Genomic DNA, 17725 nt, shown 5'->3' with positions numbered 1-17725 from the left:
GCACAGCAGGCATTAGGAATGGTAGAAACAAGAGGACTTACAGCAGCAATCGAAGCAGCAGATGCAATGACAAAAGCAGCTGAGGTAACATTAGTAGGAACAGAGAAGATCGGTTCCGGACTTGTAACAGTTATGGTTCGCGGAGATGTTGGAGCTGTTAAGGCAGCTGTTGAGACAGGAGCTGACGCAGCAGGAAGACTTGGAGAATTAGTTGCAACACACGTAATTCCAAGACCACACAACGATGTAGAGAAGATTCTTCCTACTGTATAGGACTTTAAGATACCCTATTTAATAAGAAACGGGTTGGAGAAGTAAAGGAGCAGTCTCATGGGACAGGCATATGGATTTTTTGAAGTTCCAAGTGTGACGGGAGCAGTTGTTGCGATTGATATCATGTGCAAGACGGCAGATGTGGAACTCGTTACCTGGGAGAAGAAGTTAGGTGGAAGGCTTGTAACAATCATTATCCGCGGAGACGTATCTGCTGTAACCGGGGCCATCGAAACTGCTGCAGCAAACGGGATTAAGAAGCCAGTAGCGCATGTGGTGATCGCAAGCCCTCATGAGGAGATCATAAGGCTGATCAATAACAGCGCGAACAGGGTAAGTTAGGAGGCAGTCAGATGGCAGAAGAGAAAAAACCAACAGACGGCGAAAAATCTGCTGGTTCAAAGGATACAGCAGAAGCAGCAAAAAAAAGCACTGCCAGGTCATCAAAGGCTGCGAAGAGTACAGCAAAGAAGACAACCGGCACTGCAAAAGCTGCATCCACCAGGAAGACGACTACAGCTAAGGCACCGGCTAAGACCCTTAAGAGGGTAAACCAGACGGCGCAGCAGACGGAGCAGGTAGAAGAAAGTATTCAATTAAAGGAGGAAAAAAGAATGTCACAGGAAGCATTAGGAATGGTTGAAACAAGAGGTTTAGTAGCATCAATCGAAGCAGCAGATACAATGCTCAAAGCAGCTAATGTTGTATTAGTAGGAACAGAGAAGATCGGTTCCGGACTTGTAACAGTTATGGTTCGCGGAGACGTTGGAGCAGTAAAGTCAGCAGTTGAATCTGGTGCAGAAGCAGCTGGAAGACTTGGAGAATTAGTGGCTACACACGTAATCCCAAGACCACACAACGATGTAGAAAAGATTCTTCCTACAATGAAATAATTAGTTACGGTTAGTGTGTCGGATGATTCAGGATGGACCTGTTTTTTCGGCACACTATAAACTAAATGAGGAGAATTGATATGGACAATAGTAATGTAGCATTGATTACCAAAATGGTATTGGAAGCTGTAGAGAAGCAGAAGGCTTCTGACGATACCGGATACATGGTGCCGATCGGTGTGTCTGCAAGACATATCCATCTGACACAGGAGCACGTGGAGGCTCTGTTTGGTCCGGGATATCAGCTGACTAAGAAAAAAGAACTGATGGGCGGACAGTTTGCTTCAAACGAACTTGTTACCATCGTAGGTTTAAAGCTGAGAGCGATAGAAAATGTCCGCATCTTAGGACCTGTCAGAAGCAGATCACAGGTAGAGATTTCTGCCACAGATGCGATCCGTCTTGGTGTAAAGGCTCCGATCAGAGAATCCGGTAATGTTGCAGGATCTGCAGCGATCGCAGTTGTAGGGCCAAAGGGTGCGATCTACCTGGACGAAGGATGTATCATTGCAAAGAGACACATCCATATGTCACCAAAGGATGCCATGGCAGCCGGAGTGCATGACGGGGATGTCGTTTCTGTAAAGGCAGACAACGAGAGAGGAACTGTTTTCAATCACGTACAGATCCGTGTGGATGACAGCTTCACCCTTGAGATGCATATCGACACGGATGAGGCCAATGCGGCTAAGATCGCAACAGGTGATACCGTTAGAATTATCAAATAAGAATGATATAAAAGAAGTGCACTGGCACATTAGTATTTACCTGTCTGACAGGAAAAGTGCTGATGTGTCAGTGTGTACATTAGGAATAAAAGTCGCATTAGGAGGATGTTATGCTGATAGGAAAAGTAAAGGGAAGTGTTGTCTCAACACGCAAATGTGAAAATCTGGTCGGCAATAAGTTTATGATCGTAGACGTTCTGGAGCATATGCAGACCGGCGCAAAACAACTCATTGCGATTGATAAGATCGGTGCAGGTATAGGTGATTATGTGCTGGTGTCCCAGGGCAGTGCCGCGAGGATCGGTTCAGGAATGCCGGATGCACCTGTTGATGCAGCGATAGTTGGAATTATTGACGATGGAACAGGACTGGAGTAGTGAAATGATGGAAATGAAAGAATTAAGCAGCATATTGCAGCAGAACGGTATTGTTGGTGCAGGTGGTGCGGGCTTTCCTACTTATGCAAAGTTAGATGAACGTGCAGAGACAATCATCCTGAACTGTGCAGAATGTGAACCACTCTTAAGATTACATAGACAATTACTCGAAAAGTATGCACAGGAAATCGTTGAGACCTTCCACATGATGGGACAGGTTGTAGGTGCAAAAGAAGTAGTTATTGGGATTAAAAAGGCTTATAAGAAAACAATTGATGCGCTCAATGAGGTGATCGGAGAGTACCCAGAGGTAAGGCTTGGGCTGCTCGACGAGGTTTATCCGGCGGGAGATGAAGTTGTACTGATCTACGAAGTGACTGGCAAGGTCGTAAGACCGGGCGGACTTCCGATCGAAAGCGGTGTCGCAGTTTTCAACGTAGAGACAGTATATAATGTATACAGAGCGTTGAACCAGGAGACTCCGGTTGTAGATAAACTGGTCTCCGTAGTTGCAGAGGTGGAGCATCCGGTGACAGTCCGCGTTCCGATCGGAACAACGATCGAGGAAGTGGTAAGGCTTGCCGGAGGGACAACGACAAAAAATGCTGTATACTTTATCGGTGGTCCGATGATGGGATTTATCGGAACAGGCTCACAGCCTGTGACCAAGACAACCAATGCGGTACTGGTACTGCCGGAGGAACATCTGATCATTCAGAAGAAGAGGCGCAGGTCATCCATAGATTTAAAACGTGCTGCGGCATGCTGCTGTCAATGCACGATGTGCACAGATCTGTGTCCGAGAAACCGTCTGGGACACCCGATCGAGCCGCATTTGTTTATGCGTGCAGCTACCTGTAAGGATATACAGGAGCCAAACATATTTATCAACACCATGTTTTGTTCTTCCTGTGGACTGTGCGAGATGTACTCCTGTATGCAGGGATTATCACCAAGGTCATTAATGGCAGAATACAAAGCAGGTCTGCGTTCAAATGGAATCAAGCCGCCGCAGGGTGTTGAGCCCAAGCCGGTAGGTGAGGAAAGAGAATATCGGAAGGTTCCGATGGAACGGCTGATGGCAAGACTGGATCTGACAAAGTATGATAAGGAAGCCCCTCTTGATGAGTCAGGCGTTCCTGTTAAAAAGGTAAAGATCCTGTTAAGCCAGCATATCGGTGCACCTGCATCAGCAGTCGTGAAGCGCGGGGACCAGGTGGCAAGAGGACAGATGATCGCTGAACCAGCGAAAGGCTTAAGTGTGGGAATCCATGCAAGTATAGATGGTATAGTTATAGAAGTAAGTGAGAAATATATTGTAATAGAAACTCAGGAAGGACGTGCAGGCAATGAGTAAGGCAATTGGAATGGTAGAGTATAAGACTGTTTCATCAGGTGTAGTAGCAGCAGATGCTATGGTAAAGACTTCTGAAGTAAGCATCATTGAGGCTCAGACAGTATGTCCGGGAAAATATATCGTGATTATTTCAGGAGATTTAAGCGCCGTGAATGCAGCCATTGAGACATCTAAGGAACTGCACGGCAAACACCTGATCAATAGTTTCGTACTCGGCAACCCACATAGATCGATCTTCCCGGCAATTTACGGAGCTACTAAGATCGAAGAGGTGTCTGCTCTTGGTATCATGGAGACATATGATGCAACCTCGATCATCGTAGCGGCTGATGAAGCAGCCAAGACAGCGATCGTTGATCTGATCGAGCTGCGTATCGCAAGAGGTATGTGCGGGAAGTCTTACCTGATGCTGACAGGAGATGTGGCGGCTGTCGAGGCTGCGATCGAAAAAGCGAAGGCAGCAGTGGCAGAAGAAGGAATGTACCTGGATTCTTCTGTGATTGCTCATCCGGATGCTAAGATTCGCGAAGCAATTTTATAAAAGGACAGAGAATGATTCATCACCGGGGAGGTCCATGGATATGGCCTGTCCCAGGCTGTAATGTTTTCAGGAATCTGTATGATGTAAGTGACCGGGAGGCAGTGCGATGCTGGCAATAGAACGACGGAATGAAATATTAGAAAAACTGCAGGCTGAACGGCGTGTAGTAGTTAGTGAATTAAGCCAGATATATGATGTTTCTGAGGAGACGATCCGAAGAGACCTTGAAAAGCTGGTGAATGACGGCTTTGCCATTAAGAGCTATGGAGGAGCTGTCATCAATGAGAGTGTAAATATTGATTTACCGTTTAACATCAGGAAGAATCACAATGTGATAGGCAAACAGCGCATAGCAGAGCTGATCAGCACCAGGATCAAGGACGGAGAGAGCGTCATGCTGGATGCAAGCTCCACGGCAGTATATGTTGCCAAGGCATTGAAGGGAAAAAGAAATCTGACATTGATCACGAATTCAGTTGAGATCATCATTGAATTATTTGATGTACCGGACTGGAGTGTGCTTTCAACCGGCGGTGTTTCCAGGGAAGGATCGTTTGCCCTAGTGGGACCGCAGACAGACAGGATGCTCCGCTCATATCATGTGGACAAGGCGATCATATCCTGCAAGGGATTTGATCTTAAGGCCGGGCTTACAGATTCTGATGAACTTCTTGCGAATAATAAGAAGACAATGCTGGAAGCAGCGAAGGAAAGAATCCTGGCTGTGGACAGCAGCAAGTTTGATAAAACGGCCTTTACAGCAGTAGGAATGCTGAAAGATGTTACGACCGTTGTTACTGACGAGAAGCCTCCGGCCAAATGGCTGCAGGCACTAAAAGAGTTAGGGATAGAGTGCATCTATCCGAAGTAGAGGAAGGGCACTATGAAAAGCTTTGATATTAAGACTAAAATATATTTTGGCGACCAGGCACTGGATCGTCTGATAGAGATACCATACCATAAAGTACTGGTCATTACAGACCCGTTCATGGCGCAGAGCAATATGATCAATCTGATCACAGATCCTCTCAAGAAAGGGAATATCGAGTTTGATATCTTCAAGGATGTCGTGCCGGATCCTCCGATCGAGAAGATCAGTGAGGGAGTCAAGAAGATGCTGGAATATCGTCCGGAAGCGATCATCGCAGTTGGCGGCGGATCCGCTATTGATTCCTCCAAATCCATCCGTGAATTTGCGCTCCGCGTAGATAACTACGCAGAGGTCGGACTGATCGCAATACCTACCACGAGCGGAACCGGTTCAGAGGTGACCTCCTTTGCGGTGGTATCTGATCCAAAGGAACAGATGAAGTATCCTCTGGTTTCCAGAAGCCTGACACCTGATGAGGCAATCCTGGATGCAGAGCTTGTAAAGAGCGTGCCTCCGGCTATCACGGCAGATACCGGAATGGACGTTTTCACACATGCATTGGAAGCCTGTGTAAGTACAAACAGGAACGATTTTTCTACCGCTCTGGCAGAAAAAGCGATCGAGATCTGTGGTGTGTTCCTGCTCCGCGCATATCTGGACGGGAATGACACACACGCGAGACAGAAAATGCATTCCGCATCCTGCCTTGCCGGATTAGCTTTTAATTCCGCATCATTGGGGATCAATCACAGCATGGCACACCAGCTGGGTGCTACATTCCATGTACCGCATGGACGTGCCAATGCAATGCTGCTTCCGCATATCATTGAATTCAACAGTGATATCAACAAGCACAGCAAGAGCCGTACAGAATATCTTCCGGCTGTAAAGAGATATTCCACAGTTGCGCAGATCCTCGGATTGAGCAGCTACAACAAGATCATGACAGTACGCTCCCTTGTAAACTGGGTGCAGTTCATGCTTAAAGAAATGGATATTCCGCTTTCTATCTCACAGATGGGGAAGATTTCCAAGGAAGATTATTTCAACGCGATCGACCGTATGGCAGATGCAGCGATGGCAGATGCATGTACGCCAACGAACCCGCGTGTACCTAGGAAAGCAGATATTGTTCAGATTTACAAAGATCTGTGGTAGGAGCAGCACGAAAACACAGATTGTAAAACTTCATCAAGAAAGCGGCGGAGCGGATTTTAAATATCTGCTTTGCCAACGGATAATACTGGGAAAGGTTTCCCATATACAAAAAGTACGGATTCGGTATCAAAAAAGATAACGGATCCGTACTTTTTTCTATTTTAATAATAATCCCGATATTCACTGGGCGTCATATGTACAGAACGTTCAAATGCCCTTAAAAAAGTCAGGGTCGTCTTGAAACCGACCTGGCTGGCAATGGAGTTGATGGAAAGCTTGGAATAGGCGAGCAGCTCCTTTGCTTTATTGATCCTGAATTCATTTACATACTGATGGATCGTCATCCCCATCTGCTTTTTGAAGATTTTGCAGAAGTAATATTTTGAGAATCCGATCTGACTGGAGATCGTTTCAATACTCAATTCATCTTTGTAGTTCTGAGAGATATATTTCAGTGCAGCATTGATATTATTCTCCTGGGCCGGGGTCATATCCTTGATGGTACTGATGTTGAATGCAAGGTCATAAAGGGAAGTAAAAATATTATGGATCATCATGGAGGCATGGATATACTTCCAGACGTCATTATATGCTTCCGACGATTCCGTTAATATATAGTAGAGATCCAAAAAATGATCCAGCACATTGGAGAACGGATTACACAAAATGATATTATCATGCGTACGGACCAGGTTATAGAAGCGCTTGGCATGGCTGCCACCAATGATGAAATAAAAATATTTCCATTCCTTTGACACCCGAGTGAATGTCAGAGTGGTATTACAGGCAGTCGTAATGACAGAATTCGGCTGCACATAAAAGGTTCTCTTATCCTTGGTATAACGTACAGTACCTTCTAAAGAATATAGAAGAAGGTATTCGTTGTAATTATTTTTTTCTCCGAGAACAAATTTCCGTTCATTACAATATCCGCATTCCTTTACCGTGAAGGGAAAGGAATCTGCCATGGAATTGGAAGAAAAAGTATACTCATTATATTTCTTTGGAAACTCTCTTTTGGGTGATGCCATAAATGGTTCCTCCTCTATTAGTAGAATGTGATAAATGATTTGAAAATCTAAAAAAGTTACTGTTCAAATTTACAAAGGTTGTCTATAGACAAAATTCGACTTTTTATATTAAAATCCACTAAAAAATTATAACATCAACCATAAAAAATGACAAATGCTTTAAAATAGCAATTTTAGATAGCGAAATAACAAATTATGATATTGAATAATGGGGTAAAGGTATGGATACTAGGTACATGGACAGGAGGTAAGCAGGACAAAAAAAGGAAAGGGGAAAACAAGATGAGCGATTATATCTTGGAACTGAAAGATGTTGTAAAAACTTTCGGTGGTGTTACTGCATTGGATGGTGTACATTTTCAGTTAAAAAAAGGTGAGATACATGCTCTTATGGGTGAAAACGGTGCAGGTAAATCAACCTTCATTAAGGTCATTACAGGAGTACATCAGCCAGACAGCGGATTAATGTTATTGGAGGGAGAAAAAATCACCCTTCGTTCCACAGAAGATTCCGCAAAATTAGGAATTGCTGCTATCTATCAGCATGTTACAGCATTTCCGGACCTGTCAGTAACAGAGAACATCTTTATGGGACAGGAAATAAAGAATAAGTTCGGGATATACAATTGGAAATTAATGACAAAGCGGGCGAAAGAGCTGATCGAGCCATTAAGTAAAAATATTGACGTATCCAAACCAATGAGCACTTTATCTGTTGCACAGCAGCAGTTAGTCGAGATCGCGAAGGCTTTGTCCAGAGATGCAAGGATTCTGATCATGGATGAGCCGACAGCATCACTTTCACGAAGAGAGTGTGAAGAGTTATATCAGATCACAGAACATTTGAGAGATGAGGGTGTTTCCATTATCTTCATCACACATAAATTTGAAGACATGTACCGGCTGGCGACCAGAGTTACGGTATTCCGTGATTCTAAGTACATAGGCTGCTGGGATGTGGATAAGATTTCTAACCAGAAACTGATCGCAGCAATGGTTGGACGCGAACTGACACAGATGTATCCTCCGAAAAATTCAAAAATCGGAGATGTTGTACTGAAAGTCAACAATATTTCCAAGGAAGGGTACTTTAAAGATGTATCTTTCGATGTACGCAAAGGAGAGATCCTCGCACTGACAGGTCTTGTCGGAGCCGGGCGTACCGAAGTCTGCCAGAATATTTTCGGTATCATGACACCGGATAAGGGGACGATCGAGCTGGAAGGAAAGACGGTTAAGATCAACAGCCCCATCGATGCCCTGAAATATGGGATCGGGCTGCTTCCTGAGGACAGACAGACCCAGGGCCTGATCAATGAGCTTCCGATTTACCAGAATGTATCATCTGCTGATATGAGCAAGTTCGTAAAAGGCGCTAAGATAGACGTTGCCGCAGAGGAGAAGAAAGCAATTGAGCTCTGCCAGAAGATCCAGCTGAAAGCAAAAGATATCAGTGCACCGCCGTCCTCATTATCAGGTGGTAACCAGCAGAAGGTTGTCTTTGCGAAGCTTTTGAACTGTGACTTGAAGGTTCTGATCCTTGATGAGCCTACAAAGGGTATTGACGTTGGAGCGAAGTATTCGATCTATGAGATCATGAACGAACTGACAGCCAGCGGATATGCGATCATCATGGTTTCCTCTGAGATGCCTGAGGTGCTCGGTATGGCAGATAGGATCGTAGTTATGAGAAGCGGAAGGGTTGCCGGACAATTTGAGTCAGAGGGAACAACCCAGGAAATGATTTTGGAAGCGTCATTAAAACAAGAAGAAGGGAAGGAGAGTTAAGAATGGGAACGACAGGAAAAAATAGATCACTACTTTCCCGGATGACAGAAAGCAGAAACTTCGGCCTGATTCTCGGACTCGTTGTGCTTCTTATCATCGCAGCAGTTATTACACCGTCAATGTATTCTCTGAATTCTTTGATCAACATGCTTCAGAATAATGCAGTTTACGGACTTCTTGCAATTGGTGAGATGATGGTTATCCTGACAGCAGGTATCGATATTTCTATCGGAGCAACATTGTCACTGACAGGTGTTGTATGCTGCCGTCTGATGGCTGAGAACCCGGGCGTGCCGGCAGGAGCGTGGGTATTGCTCGCACTGCTGATCGGTGCTGTGTGCGGTGCTTTTAACGGCATCCTGGTAGGATATTTCAAAATGGTGCCAATGATCGCAACACTTGGTACGATGTATGCATTCCGTGGATTTTCCTTCTTATTCAGCGGTGGACAATGGTGGTTCCCGCATCAGTTTACAGAAGGATATTTGAAATTTGCAACACTTAGGATACTGGGGCTTCCCGCGATACTATGGATATTGATCCTGGTATTTATACTGGCCATCCTATTCCTGGGATATACCTCGAGGGGACGGCGCATCTATGCGATCGGTACAAACCGTGAGTCCTCACAGGTAGCGGGTATCAGGGAAGAAAGAGTTGTATTCCTGGCAATGACACTCTGCGGTATGCTTGCAGGACTTGCAGGAATGCTTTATACAGCCAACTATGCAACATGCAGCTATAGTATCGGCGAGTCCTACGAGATGACAGCGATTGCGATCTGCATCCTCGGAGGTGTCAGCATCAACGGAGGAAAGGGAAAAGTAGACGGAGTCATCATCGGATTTCTGATGATGTCAGTCATCACATACTTTATCAGCCTTCTTCCGGGACTGAGTGTATGGTCCGATGCGATCCAGGGAGCGATCATCATAGCAGCGGTTGCACTGAATATCTATATGGAACGCTCTGCTGAAAAGAGAGCACTTAGAGAAAGGGGTGCTTTAATCTAATGAGTGGAGAAAACAATACACAAAAAGCAGCACCTGTAAGAGATTTAACTGTAAAACAGGGCTTTAAGTTATCGAAGTTTTTAGTTAGCTGGGAGATGGTATTGGTATACATACTGCTCTTGATCAACATCGTACTGATGGTGGAAAAAGCGAACCTTTACTTCTCACAGGGAACGATTCAGGCTATTATCCAGTCAGGTATGGATGTCTGCCCGCTTGTGCTCGGTATGATATTTATCCTGATGCTCGGTGACATCGATGTATCCGTAGCTTCTACAATGATTTTTGCATCTATGATCACAGGTCTGTGCTGCCAGGCAGGTATGCCGGCATTTGCCGGTGTGATCGCCGGAATCCTTGCAGGTGGTCTGTGCGGTGCATTCAACGGATTCTTTGTTGCGTATATCGGAATGCCTGCGGTTATTGTAACCATTGCGACTTCCATGCTGTTTCGCGGAATCGTTAAGATCATCCTGGATGTCAATGTATTAAAGGTATTCCCAAGCTTCTATACAGCCATTGCATGGACAAACATTGCGGGAATCCCGCTTTCACTGATCATCTTCCTGGTGATGGGTGCCGGATTCGTCTTCATCCTTCAGAAAACAAGATTCGGAAGAAGGCTCTACATCATTGGAAATAATGCCACATGTGCACAGTATTCCGGTATTGATGTAAGGAAGACAAAATTATTTGTATTCGTTTTAATGGGACTGATGTGCGGGATCGCATCCATTTTCTTCGTAGGACGTATGGGAGGCAGTGTTTCCTCCACAATGGGTACAGGGTATGAGATGACTGCAATCGCGATCTGTGTACTCGGCGGTGTGTCTACGAATGGTGGAAAAGGTAAGGTTTATGGTCCGATCATCGCTACTTTGATCATGGCTTTCCTTACATATACACTTGGACTTCTGGAAGTAGATGCCAATACGAGAAAGATCGTAACAGGATTTATCCTTATCATTGCAGTTCTGATTCCAAATGTAAACAGGCAGCTGATGGCAAATATCAAGCTCAAAGTTGTATACAAAGGAAACAAGAACGTAGAGGCTTTGAACAATAAGACAGCAGAGGAAGTGAAGGTACTCAAGAACACGATCGCAGAGACAAGAAAAGACAGTACCTTAAGCGAAGCTGACAAATCCGCAAAAATCAAGAAATGCGAAGACAAGATCGCATCTCTTCAGAAAAAATGCAGGGAGCAGACAGCTGTCTGGCTTGAGGAGCAGAAGGAAGACGAAAGAAAAGCAAAGGCACGTTTTAATACAAAGTAGCTAATACAAAGCAGCAATTCATACAAAGCGGCAACTAAAACGGATTATAGGCAGCGCAAGAGCTGTTTATATAATAAAAACAAGGAGGAAGTAATATGAAAAATTGGAAAAGGCTGTTAGCAGTAGGGCTGAGCACAATGATGCTGGGATCATTAGTAGGATGCAGCACAACAAAGACTGATTCAGCAGACACAGGAGATTCAAAAGACAAGGCTGCAACAGAAGCAAACGCAGGCGGTGATGACAAATCACTGGAAGGAACACATGTATTTATGTTCAAATCAACAGGTAACTCCTTCGGAGATCTGATGTACAAAGGATTCTCTGAGTACCTGGAAGCTAAGGGCGAGAAGACAGCTTATAAGAGCCCTGCTGAGACAACAGTAGCAGCACAGGTTCAGATGCTGGACGAGCTGATCACACAGAAGGTTGCTTCAATCACGATCTCAACAAATGGTGATGCTGGTTATGATGAAGTATTTAAGAAAGCAAAAGAAGCAGGTATCCCGATCGTATCCGTAGACTCAGAAGCTAATCCGGAATACCGTATCTGCCACGTAAACCAGGCTGAAACAGCTGATATCGGATCTTACCTTGTTCAGGCAGCAGTCCTGATCACACTTGGTGTTGACTATCCTGGTGACGGAAAGATGGAAGAAACAGTAAAGACAGAGCTTGGAAAATATTCAGGGGATGAGATCAAATTAGGCGTTCTTTCTGCATCTATTGATACACCGGTACAGAACTCCTGGATCGCAGCTATGGAAGATGAACTTTCAAAAGATTTCTATGCTGGAAAAGTAAGCAAAGAGCTTGACAAAAAATATGGTAATGATGACCTGACAGAGTCCACAACACAGGCTCAGGCATTCATCGCAGAGAACAAAGTTGACTGTATCATTTCTCCTACAACAGTAGGTATCGCAGCAGCAGGACAGTCCCTGAAATCAGCTAACAGCGAGATCAAGCTGACAGGTCTTGGACTTCCATCAGAGATGCAGTCCTTCATGCCGGCATCTGCAGATGATGATGCATTCAAATCTGTATGCCCATACATGATGCTGTGGGATGTTATCCACTTAGGAGCAGTATCAGGTGCAGCTACATATGCAGCAGTTAACGACGGATATGACGGAAGCGTTGGATCTAAATTCGATATGGATGCATTTGGCGACTATGAAGCAACTTCATACGAGACATATCAGAGCGGAGACGGTACAGCTGTTCTTGCAGGAACACCTTACATCTTCTACAAAGACAATATGCAGGATTGGATCGACGTTCTGTAAGAGAATGCCGGATTGCAAAACAATCTCATATAGATTATAATCTTATTGAGATCCTATGAGTAATAAATAAGGAAGAAAATTCTGATTGGGATTTTCTTCCTTATTTTGTAACTGGCAGAATGCAGTAAGAATCAGGAGGAGAAGCATGAAATATTTGATGGGAATTGACAATGGCGGGACCTTTTCAAAAGCGGCACTGTTCGATGAGAACGGATGTCAGGTCTCTGTTGCCAGTGTGCCGACCGTGACGATCACCCCCAAGCCCGGTTATACAGAGCGGGACATGGAGGAATTATGGCAGGTCAATGCACAGGCAGTACGGCAGGCGATCGCAAAGAGCGGCGTAGATCCGGCGGATATTGCCGGAGTATCATATTCAGGCCATGGAAAGGGCCTCTATCTCGTTGGGAAGGACGATAAGCCTGCATATAACGGGATCGTATCCACCGATGCAAGGGCATGGTCCTATGTGAAAAAGTGGAAAGAGGACGGAACCGCCGAAAAGGTTTACCAGAAGACCTTCCAGGAGATCCTGGCCTGCCAGCCGGTCAGCCTGCTTGCATGGCTTAAGGAGCACTGCCCTGAGGTGATCGGGAATACGAAGTATATATTTGCAGTAAAGGATTATGTACGGTTTCGGATGACAGGCGAAGCATATGCGGAGTATACGGATTTTTCCGGCGGCAATCTGGTCAATATGACAACCGGGGAATATGACAGAGAGCTTCTCTCCTATATGGGACTGGAGGAGGTTTATGAGAAACTTCCTCCTCTCAAGCATGCTGCAGATATCTGCGGATACATAACAAAGGAAGCAAGTGAGCTGACACTTCTGAAAGAGGGAACTCCTGTTGCAGCAGGGATGTTTGATGTGAATGCATGCGGGATCGCGTCAGGATTGTCTGATGAAGAGAAGATGTGCATGATCGCAGGGACATGGAGCATCAATGAGTTTATTGCCAAAGAACCTGTATTAAATGGAACGGTGGCTTTAAACTCCATGTTCTGTATCCCGGGATATTACCTGATCGAGGAGAGCAGTCCGACTTCTGCCGGTAACATGGAATGGTTCATCCGCAACCTGATGAACTATGAGAAGACAGAGGCAAAAGAGGCCGGAGGGTCCGTTTATGATATCACGAATGAGTGGGTGGAATCTATCGAACCTCAGGACAGCAGTATCATCTTCCTTCCGTTCTTGAATGGTTCGAATGAAGATGCGCTCGCAAAAGGGACTTTCATCGGTCTGACTGCTTATCATAATAAGAAGCATATGCTCAGGGCTGTTTATGAGGGAATCGTATTTTCGCATATCACCCATGTGAAGAAGCTTTTGCGTAACCGGGAAGTGCCAAAGAGTATCCGGCTTTCCGGCGGGGCCGCAAATTCAGATGTGTGGGTGCAGATCTTTGCGGATGCCCTGCAGATCCCGATCGATGTGATCGAGGATAAGGAATTGGGTGCACAGGGAGCTGCGATCGCAGCCGGCATTGCAGTCGGCATCTACTGTGATTACGAGGATGGGATCCAAAGGACTGTGAAGATCACGAAAACAGTATTTCCACGTCCGGAGTATCGCAGGATTTATGAAAGAAAGTACCAGACTTACCGCCGGGTGATCGATGGCTTAAGCGGTGTGTGGGAATGCTTTGAAAATTAAGAGCATCAGAGACCGGGAGAGAAGAGACTATGGTAAAAGAATATACACTAGGATTATATGAGAAATCAATGCCGCCGGCATTGTCATGGGAAGAGAAGCTGCTTGCGGCAAAAGAGGCCGGCTTTGATTTTGTGGAGATCAGCATCGATGAGACGGATGAAAAGCTATCCAGACTGGACATGCCTGCGGGGGAGCGTCTTGAGCTGGTGCGTTTGATGCAGACAGCCGGAGTGCCTGTCCGCACGATGTGCCTGAGCGGGCATCGCAAATATCCGCTGGGCAGCAGTGATCCGGCTGTGTGTGCCAGGGGGATGGAGATCATGGAGAAGGCGCTGGTACTTGCAGATGACCTGGGAATCCGTATCATCCAGCTGGCAGGGTATGATGTGTATTATGAGGAATCCACCTTTGAGACGAAGAAGCGTTTTCTTGAGAACCTGAAAAAAGCAGCAGAGATGGCTGCACGCCTGGGGATCGTAATGGGATTTGAGACTATGGAAAATGAATTCATGAATACCGTTGAGAAGGCAATGAAGTATGTGACACTGACAGGCTCACCGTACCTGAATGTGTATCCGGATCTTGGCAATATCACGAATGCGGCAAAGACTTATCAGAATGATGTCCTGGAAGATCTGGAATTGGGAAGAGGACATCTCGTGGCTATGCACTTAAAGGAGACTGTTCCGGGAAAATTCAGAGAGATCCCATTTGGGACCGGGCATGTGGATTTTGAAAGCGGTGCGGCGAAGGCGTGGGAGCTGGGTGTCCGTAAGTTTGTGACAGAATTCTGGTACACAGGGAATCCGCAGTGGAAACAGGACCTTGTATTTGCAGCAGATATGTTCAGGGGAATCCTGGACAAATTATAAGAACAAAGGAGATAAATGATGGTAAGAAAAAGTTTTAAGATGAAATTATATGAGGGAATGGCGGAAGAGTATGAGAAGAGGCATAATGCACTCTGGCCGGAGATGAAAGACATGATCCATGAGTACGGCGGATCTAATTATTCTATTTTCCTGGATACAGAGACCAATATACTCTACGGGTATATTGAACTGGAAGATGCCAAGAAGTGGGACAAGAGCGCTGATACGGAGATTTGCCGCAAATGGTGGGATTACATGGCTGATATTATGGAGACAAATCCAGACAACAGCCCGGTATCCATTGACCTGAAACCGGTATTTCATTTAGATTAATAGGGATAAGACGGAGCTCCACAATGGTGCAAATCAAAAAGGGAGAGACTGTGCAGGAATCGTTGGCTGCACAGCCTCTCCTTTTTCGTTCGTAGTAATTGCACAAAGTTTAGATAAAAAATATAGCACATTCTACTAAATTTGATCTTCATAACAACTTACGATTGACATTTGCAGACAGCAGAGTTATTATAAAACCAGAAAAACCGAAACGTTTCGGTTTCAGAATAAGGAGGATCATACATATGCCATTAGTTACATCAGAACAAATGTTATTGGACGCACAGAAGGGCGGCTATGCAGTCGGTGCTTTTAACGTAGAGAATATGGAGATGGTGAAAGCGGTCATCGCGGCAGCCGAGGAGCTTCGTGCCCCGGTCATGCTCCAGACGACTCCGTCTACCGTGAAGTACGGTACGCTGGAGACTTATTTCGGAATCGTAGCAGCAGAAGCGAAGAAAGCAACTGTTCCGGTATGTCTGCACTTAGATCACGGCAGCAGCTTCGAGCTGGCAGTACAGGCGATCAAGGCCGGATATACTTCTGTCATGATCGATGGTTCCCATGAAAGTTTTGAAGATAATATTGCAGTGAGCAAGAAGGTGGTAGATGTAGCAAAAGCATGTGGCATCCCGGTAGAGGCAGAGCTTGGAAAGGTCGGCGGAAAAGAAGATGATCTGGAGGCAGAAGCAGATACTAATACAGATCCGATGGAAGCAAAGGAATTCGTAGAGCGCACTGGTGTTTCTTCCCTGGCGATCGCGATCGGTACGGCACACGGATTTTATGCAGGAACACCTGTCCTGGACAAGGAGAGAGTTTCCGAGATCAGGAAAGTGGTTTCCGTTCCGCTTGTCCTGCACGGAGCATCCGGCTTAAGCGATGATGATGTTAAGGAATGTGTACAGCGCGGTATGTGCAAGGTGAATTTTGCAACAGAGTTGAGAGTTGCCTATACAGATGCCGGCAAGAAGCTTCTTAAGGAGAAGCCGGATACCTTTGATCCGAAGAAGCTTGGTGTGGTGGGAATGGAAGCAGTAAAAGAACTGGTTATGGGCCGAATGAAAGTATGTGGATGTGACCACAAAGCGGATTAGTTTGGACAGTTTTTGGGGGACATAATTGGTACATAAATAGAAGGCGGGGAAGATCATGGCAGCAACGATCAAGGATATTGCGAAGCAGACAGGACTCGGGCTTGCAACGATTTCTTCCTATTTAAATGGGGGAAACGTCAGGGAGAAGAACAGAGTCAAAATAGAGGCGGCCATCGAAGAGCTTCATTTCGAGGTAAACGAGGTTGCCAGGGGCCTTAAGACGAATAAGACGAAGATTATAGGAATCATTATCCCGGAGTTGAACAATATCTTCTGTGCGGAGATCATCACAGAGGTGGAGGATCTGCTTCGCAGCCACGGATATGCAACCATGATCTGCGACTGCCGTACGGATGAAAAGCGGGAAGAGGAGGCAGTGGAGTTTTTACTCCACAGAAGAGTCGACGGACTGATCATCATGCCGTCAGGACGGCGCGGCAGGTATCTGAAAAAGTTTACAAAGGCCGGGAAGCCGGTGGTGCTCATCGACAGAAAGTTAGAAGATATTGACTGTGATTGTGTGCTGGTAGACAACGAGGGTGCGGCAAAAGATGCTGTGAACCGGCTCATAAATGCAGGTCACAGACATATCGGTATGATCGCAGGTCCAAAAGACATCTATACGGCACAGGAACGCTACACGGGATACTGTCAGGCACTTAAAGAGGCCGGGATCAGGCCGGATCCAAAGCTGGCTGCCTGGGGGAATTACACGATTGAGGGCGGAGCAGAGGCTATGAAGCAGTTAGTCAGGCAGAATCCGGATATGACTGCTGTCTTTGTATCCAACTATGAAATGACCATGGGAGCAATCATTCAGATCAACGAGCTGGGAATCCGTATACCAGAGGAGCTTTCCTTTATTGGCTTTGACAACGTAGAGTTTGCGAAGGCAAGTATTCCGAAGCTGAGTATTGTGACGCAGCCCACAAAAGAAATTGCCCGCCATGTATCGGAACTGATCTTGGGCCGTCTGGAAGGGGCAGAGGATATAAAAGAGGCAGAGGAGACACAAGAGGCGGAAGATACGAGAGAGAAGAGATATGAGACAGTGAGGCTGAAAACGAGCTTTGTGGCAGGCAGATCTGTGCTTTAACCTCATCGGGGAAGTAGCGAAGCGGATTTAAGAAGATCCGTTTTGACAATAAAGGGATCAATTACCGCATT

At 45.7% G+C, this 17725-nt stretch carries 19 protein-coding genes; 18 read left to right on the top strand and 1 reads right to left on the bottom strand.

Annotation, left to right across the window (positions count from 1 at the left end):
• The 9 genes from AC4OGX_RS20275 to AC4OGX_RS20235 form a co-directional block, all read left to right on the top strand.
• Window positions 1-273, top strand: a 273-nt coding sequence (locus AC4OGX_RS20275; protein WP_493332623.1) for a BMC domain-containing protein, incomplete at its 5' end; no start/stop codon positions are given.
• A 57-nt stretch (window positions 274-330) separates the two neighbouring features.
• On the top strand, window positions 331-615 hold the full coding sequence (locus AC4OGX_RS20270) for a BMC domain-containing protein (protein ID WP_493332622.1): 285 nt from the start codon (window positions 331-333) through the stop codon (window positions 613-615).
• Between the two features lie 272 nt (window positions 616-887).
• Window positions 888-1166: a BMC domain-containing protein gene (locus tag AC4OGX_RS20265; protein WP_493332627.1), complete on the top strand. Its 279-nt coding sequence runs from the start codon at window positions 888-890 to the stop codon at window positions 1164-1166.
• Window positions 1167-1246: 80 nt separating this feature from the next.
• Entirely contained in the window at window positions 1247-1894 is a 648-nt protein-coding gene (pduL, locus tag AC4OGX_RS20260) for a phosphate propanoyltransferase (RefSeq protein WP_493332621.1), read from the top strand.
• A 110-nt stretch (window positions 1895-2004) separates the two neighbouring features.
• A complete protein-coding gene (locus tag AC4OGX_RS20255; RefSeq protein WP_168866828.1) occupies window positions 2005-2271 on the top strand; it encodes a EutN/CcmL family microcompartment protein in 267 nt (88 codons plus the stop codon).
• Between the two features lie 7 nt (window positions 2272-2278).
• Entirely contained in the window at window positions 2279-3628 is a 1350-nt protein-coding gene (locus tag AC4OGX_RS20250) for an SLBB domain-containing protein (RefSeq protein ID WP_493332626.1), read from the top strand.
• Window positions 3621-4169: a BMC domain-containing protein gene (locus AC4OGX_RS20245; protein ID WP_493332619.1), complete on the top strand. Its 549-nt coding sequence runs from the start codon at window positions 3621-3623 to the stop codon at window positions 4167-4169. The genes AC4OGX_RS20250 and AC4OGX_RS20245 overlap by 8 nt, the downstream gene beginning before the upstream one ends.
• A gap of 106 nt (window positions 4170-4275) precedes the next feature.
• On the top strand, window positions 4276-5040 hold the full coding sequence (locus AC4OGX_RS20240; RefSeq protein WP_493332617.1) for a DeoR/GlpR family DNA-binding transcription regulator: 765 nt from the start codon (window positions 4276-4278) through the stop codon (window positions 5038-5040).
• A 12-nt stretch (window positions 5041-5052) separates the two neighbouring features.
• Window positions 5053-6198 (top strand): 1-propanol dehydrogenase PduQ, encoded by a 1146-nt coding sequence (locus tag AC4OGX_RS20235; protein ID WP_493332616.1) that lies wholly within the window; start codon window positions 5053-5055, stop codon window positions 6196-6198.
• 161 nt (window positions 6199-6359) lie between these two features.
• Here AC4OGX_RS20235 and AC4OGX_RS20230 read toward each other — a convergent pair whose 3' ends face one another.
• Window positions 6360-7229 (bottom strand): helix-turn-helix domain-containing protein, encoded by an 870-nt coding sequence (locus tag AC4OGX_RS20230; RefSeq protein ID WP_493332614.1) that lies wholly within the window; start codon window positions 7227-7229, stop codon window positions 6360-6362.
• A 282-nt stretch (window positions 7230-7511) separates the two neighbouring features.
• Between AC4OGX_RS20230 and AC4OGX_RS20225 the strand changes: the two genes are divergently transcribed.
• The 9 genes from AC4OGX_RS20225 to AC4OGX_RS20185 all read left to right on the top strand — a co-directional run bounded on the left by AC4OGX_RS20225 (window position 7512) and on the right by AC4OGX_RS20185 (window position 17654).
• The gene (locus AC4OGX_RS20225) at window positions 7512-9017 is read left to right on the top strand and encodes a sugar ABC transporter ATP-binding protein (RefSeq protein WP_493332613.1); all 1506 of its coding nucleotides are present in this window, start codon (window positions 7512-7514) and stop codon (window positions 9015-9017) included.
• Window positions 9018-9019: 2 nt separating this feature from the next.
• Window positions 9020-10030 carry an ABC transporter permease gene (locus tag AC4OGX_RS20220; protein WP_493332612.1) on the top strand — a complete coding sequence of 337 codons (1011 nt, stop codon included), beginning with the start codon at window positions 9020-9022 and terminating at the stop codon, window positions 10028-10030.
• Window positions 10030-11307 carry an ABC transporter permease gene (locus tag AC4OGX_RS20215; RefSeq protein WP_493332611.1) on the top strand — a complete coding sequence of 426 codons (1278 nt, stop codon included), beginning with the start codon at window positions 10030-10032 and terminating at the stop codon, window positions 11305-11307. The genes AC4OGX_RS20220 and AC4OGX_RS20215 overlap by 1 nt, the downstream gene beginning before the upstream one ends.
• Before the next feature lie 95 nt (window positions 11308-11402).
• Window positions 11403-12596: a substrate-binding domain-containing protein gene (locus tag AC4OGX_RS20210; protein WP_493332610.1), complete on the top strand. Its 1194-nt coding sequence runs from the start codon at window positions 11403-11405 to the stop codon at window positions 12594-12596.
• Between the two features lie 145 nt (window positions 12597-12741).
• On the top strand, window positions 12742-14256 hold the full coding sequence (locus tag AC4OGX_RS20205; protein WP_493332609.1) for an FGGY-family carbohydrate kinase: 1515 nt from the start codon (window positions 12742-12744) through the stop codon (window positions 14254-14256).
• 29 nt (window positions 14257-14285) lie between these two features.
• Complete coding sequence (locus AC4OGX_RS20200) at window positions 14286-15128, top strand: L-ribulose-5-phosphate 3-epimerase (RefSeq protein ID WP_493332608.1); 843 nt, start codon at window positions 14286-14288, stop codon at window positions 15126-15128.
• A gap of 18 nt (window positions 15129-15146) precedes the next feature.
• Window positions 15147-15461: an L-rhamnose mutarotase gene (rhaM, locus tag AC4OGX_RS20195; protein ID WP_493332624.1), complete on the top strand. Its 315-nt coding sequence runs from the start codon at window positions 15147-15149 to the stop codon at window positions 15459-15461.
• Between the two features lie 245 nt (window positions 15462-15706).
• On the top strand, window positions 15707-16558 hold the full coding sequence (locus AC4OGX_RS20190) for a class II fructose-bisphosphate aldolase (protein ID WP_493332607.1): 852 nt from the start codon (window positions 15707-15709) through the stop codon (window positions 16556-16558).
• Window positions 16559-16613: 55 nt separating this feature from the next.
• Window positions 16614-17654 (top strand): LacI family DNA-binding transcriptional regulator, encoded by a 1041-nt coding sequence (locus tag AC4OGX_RS20185; protein WP_493332606.1) that lies wholly within the window; start codon window positions 16614-16616, stop codon window positions 17652-17654.
• Window positions 17655-17725 lie beyond the last annotated feature (71 nt).

Source organism: Faecalicatena sp., from assembly GCF_058819085.1.
The sequence above is the reverse complement of the archived record's forward strand: the minus strand, read 5'-3'. Positions and strand labels throughout refer to the sequence as shown.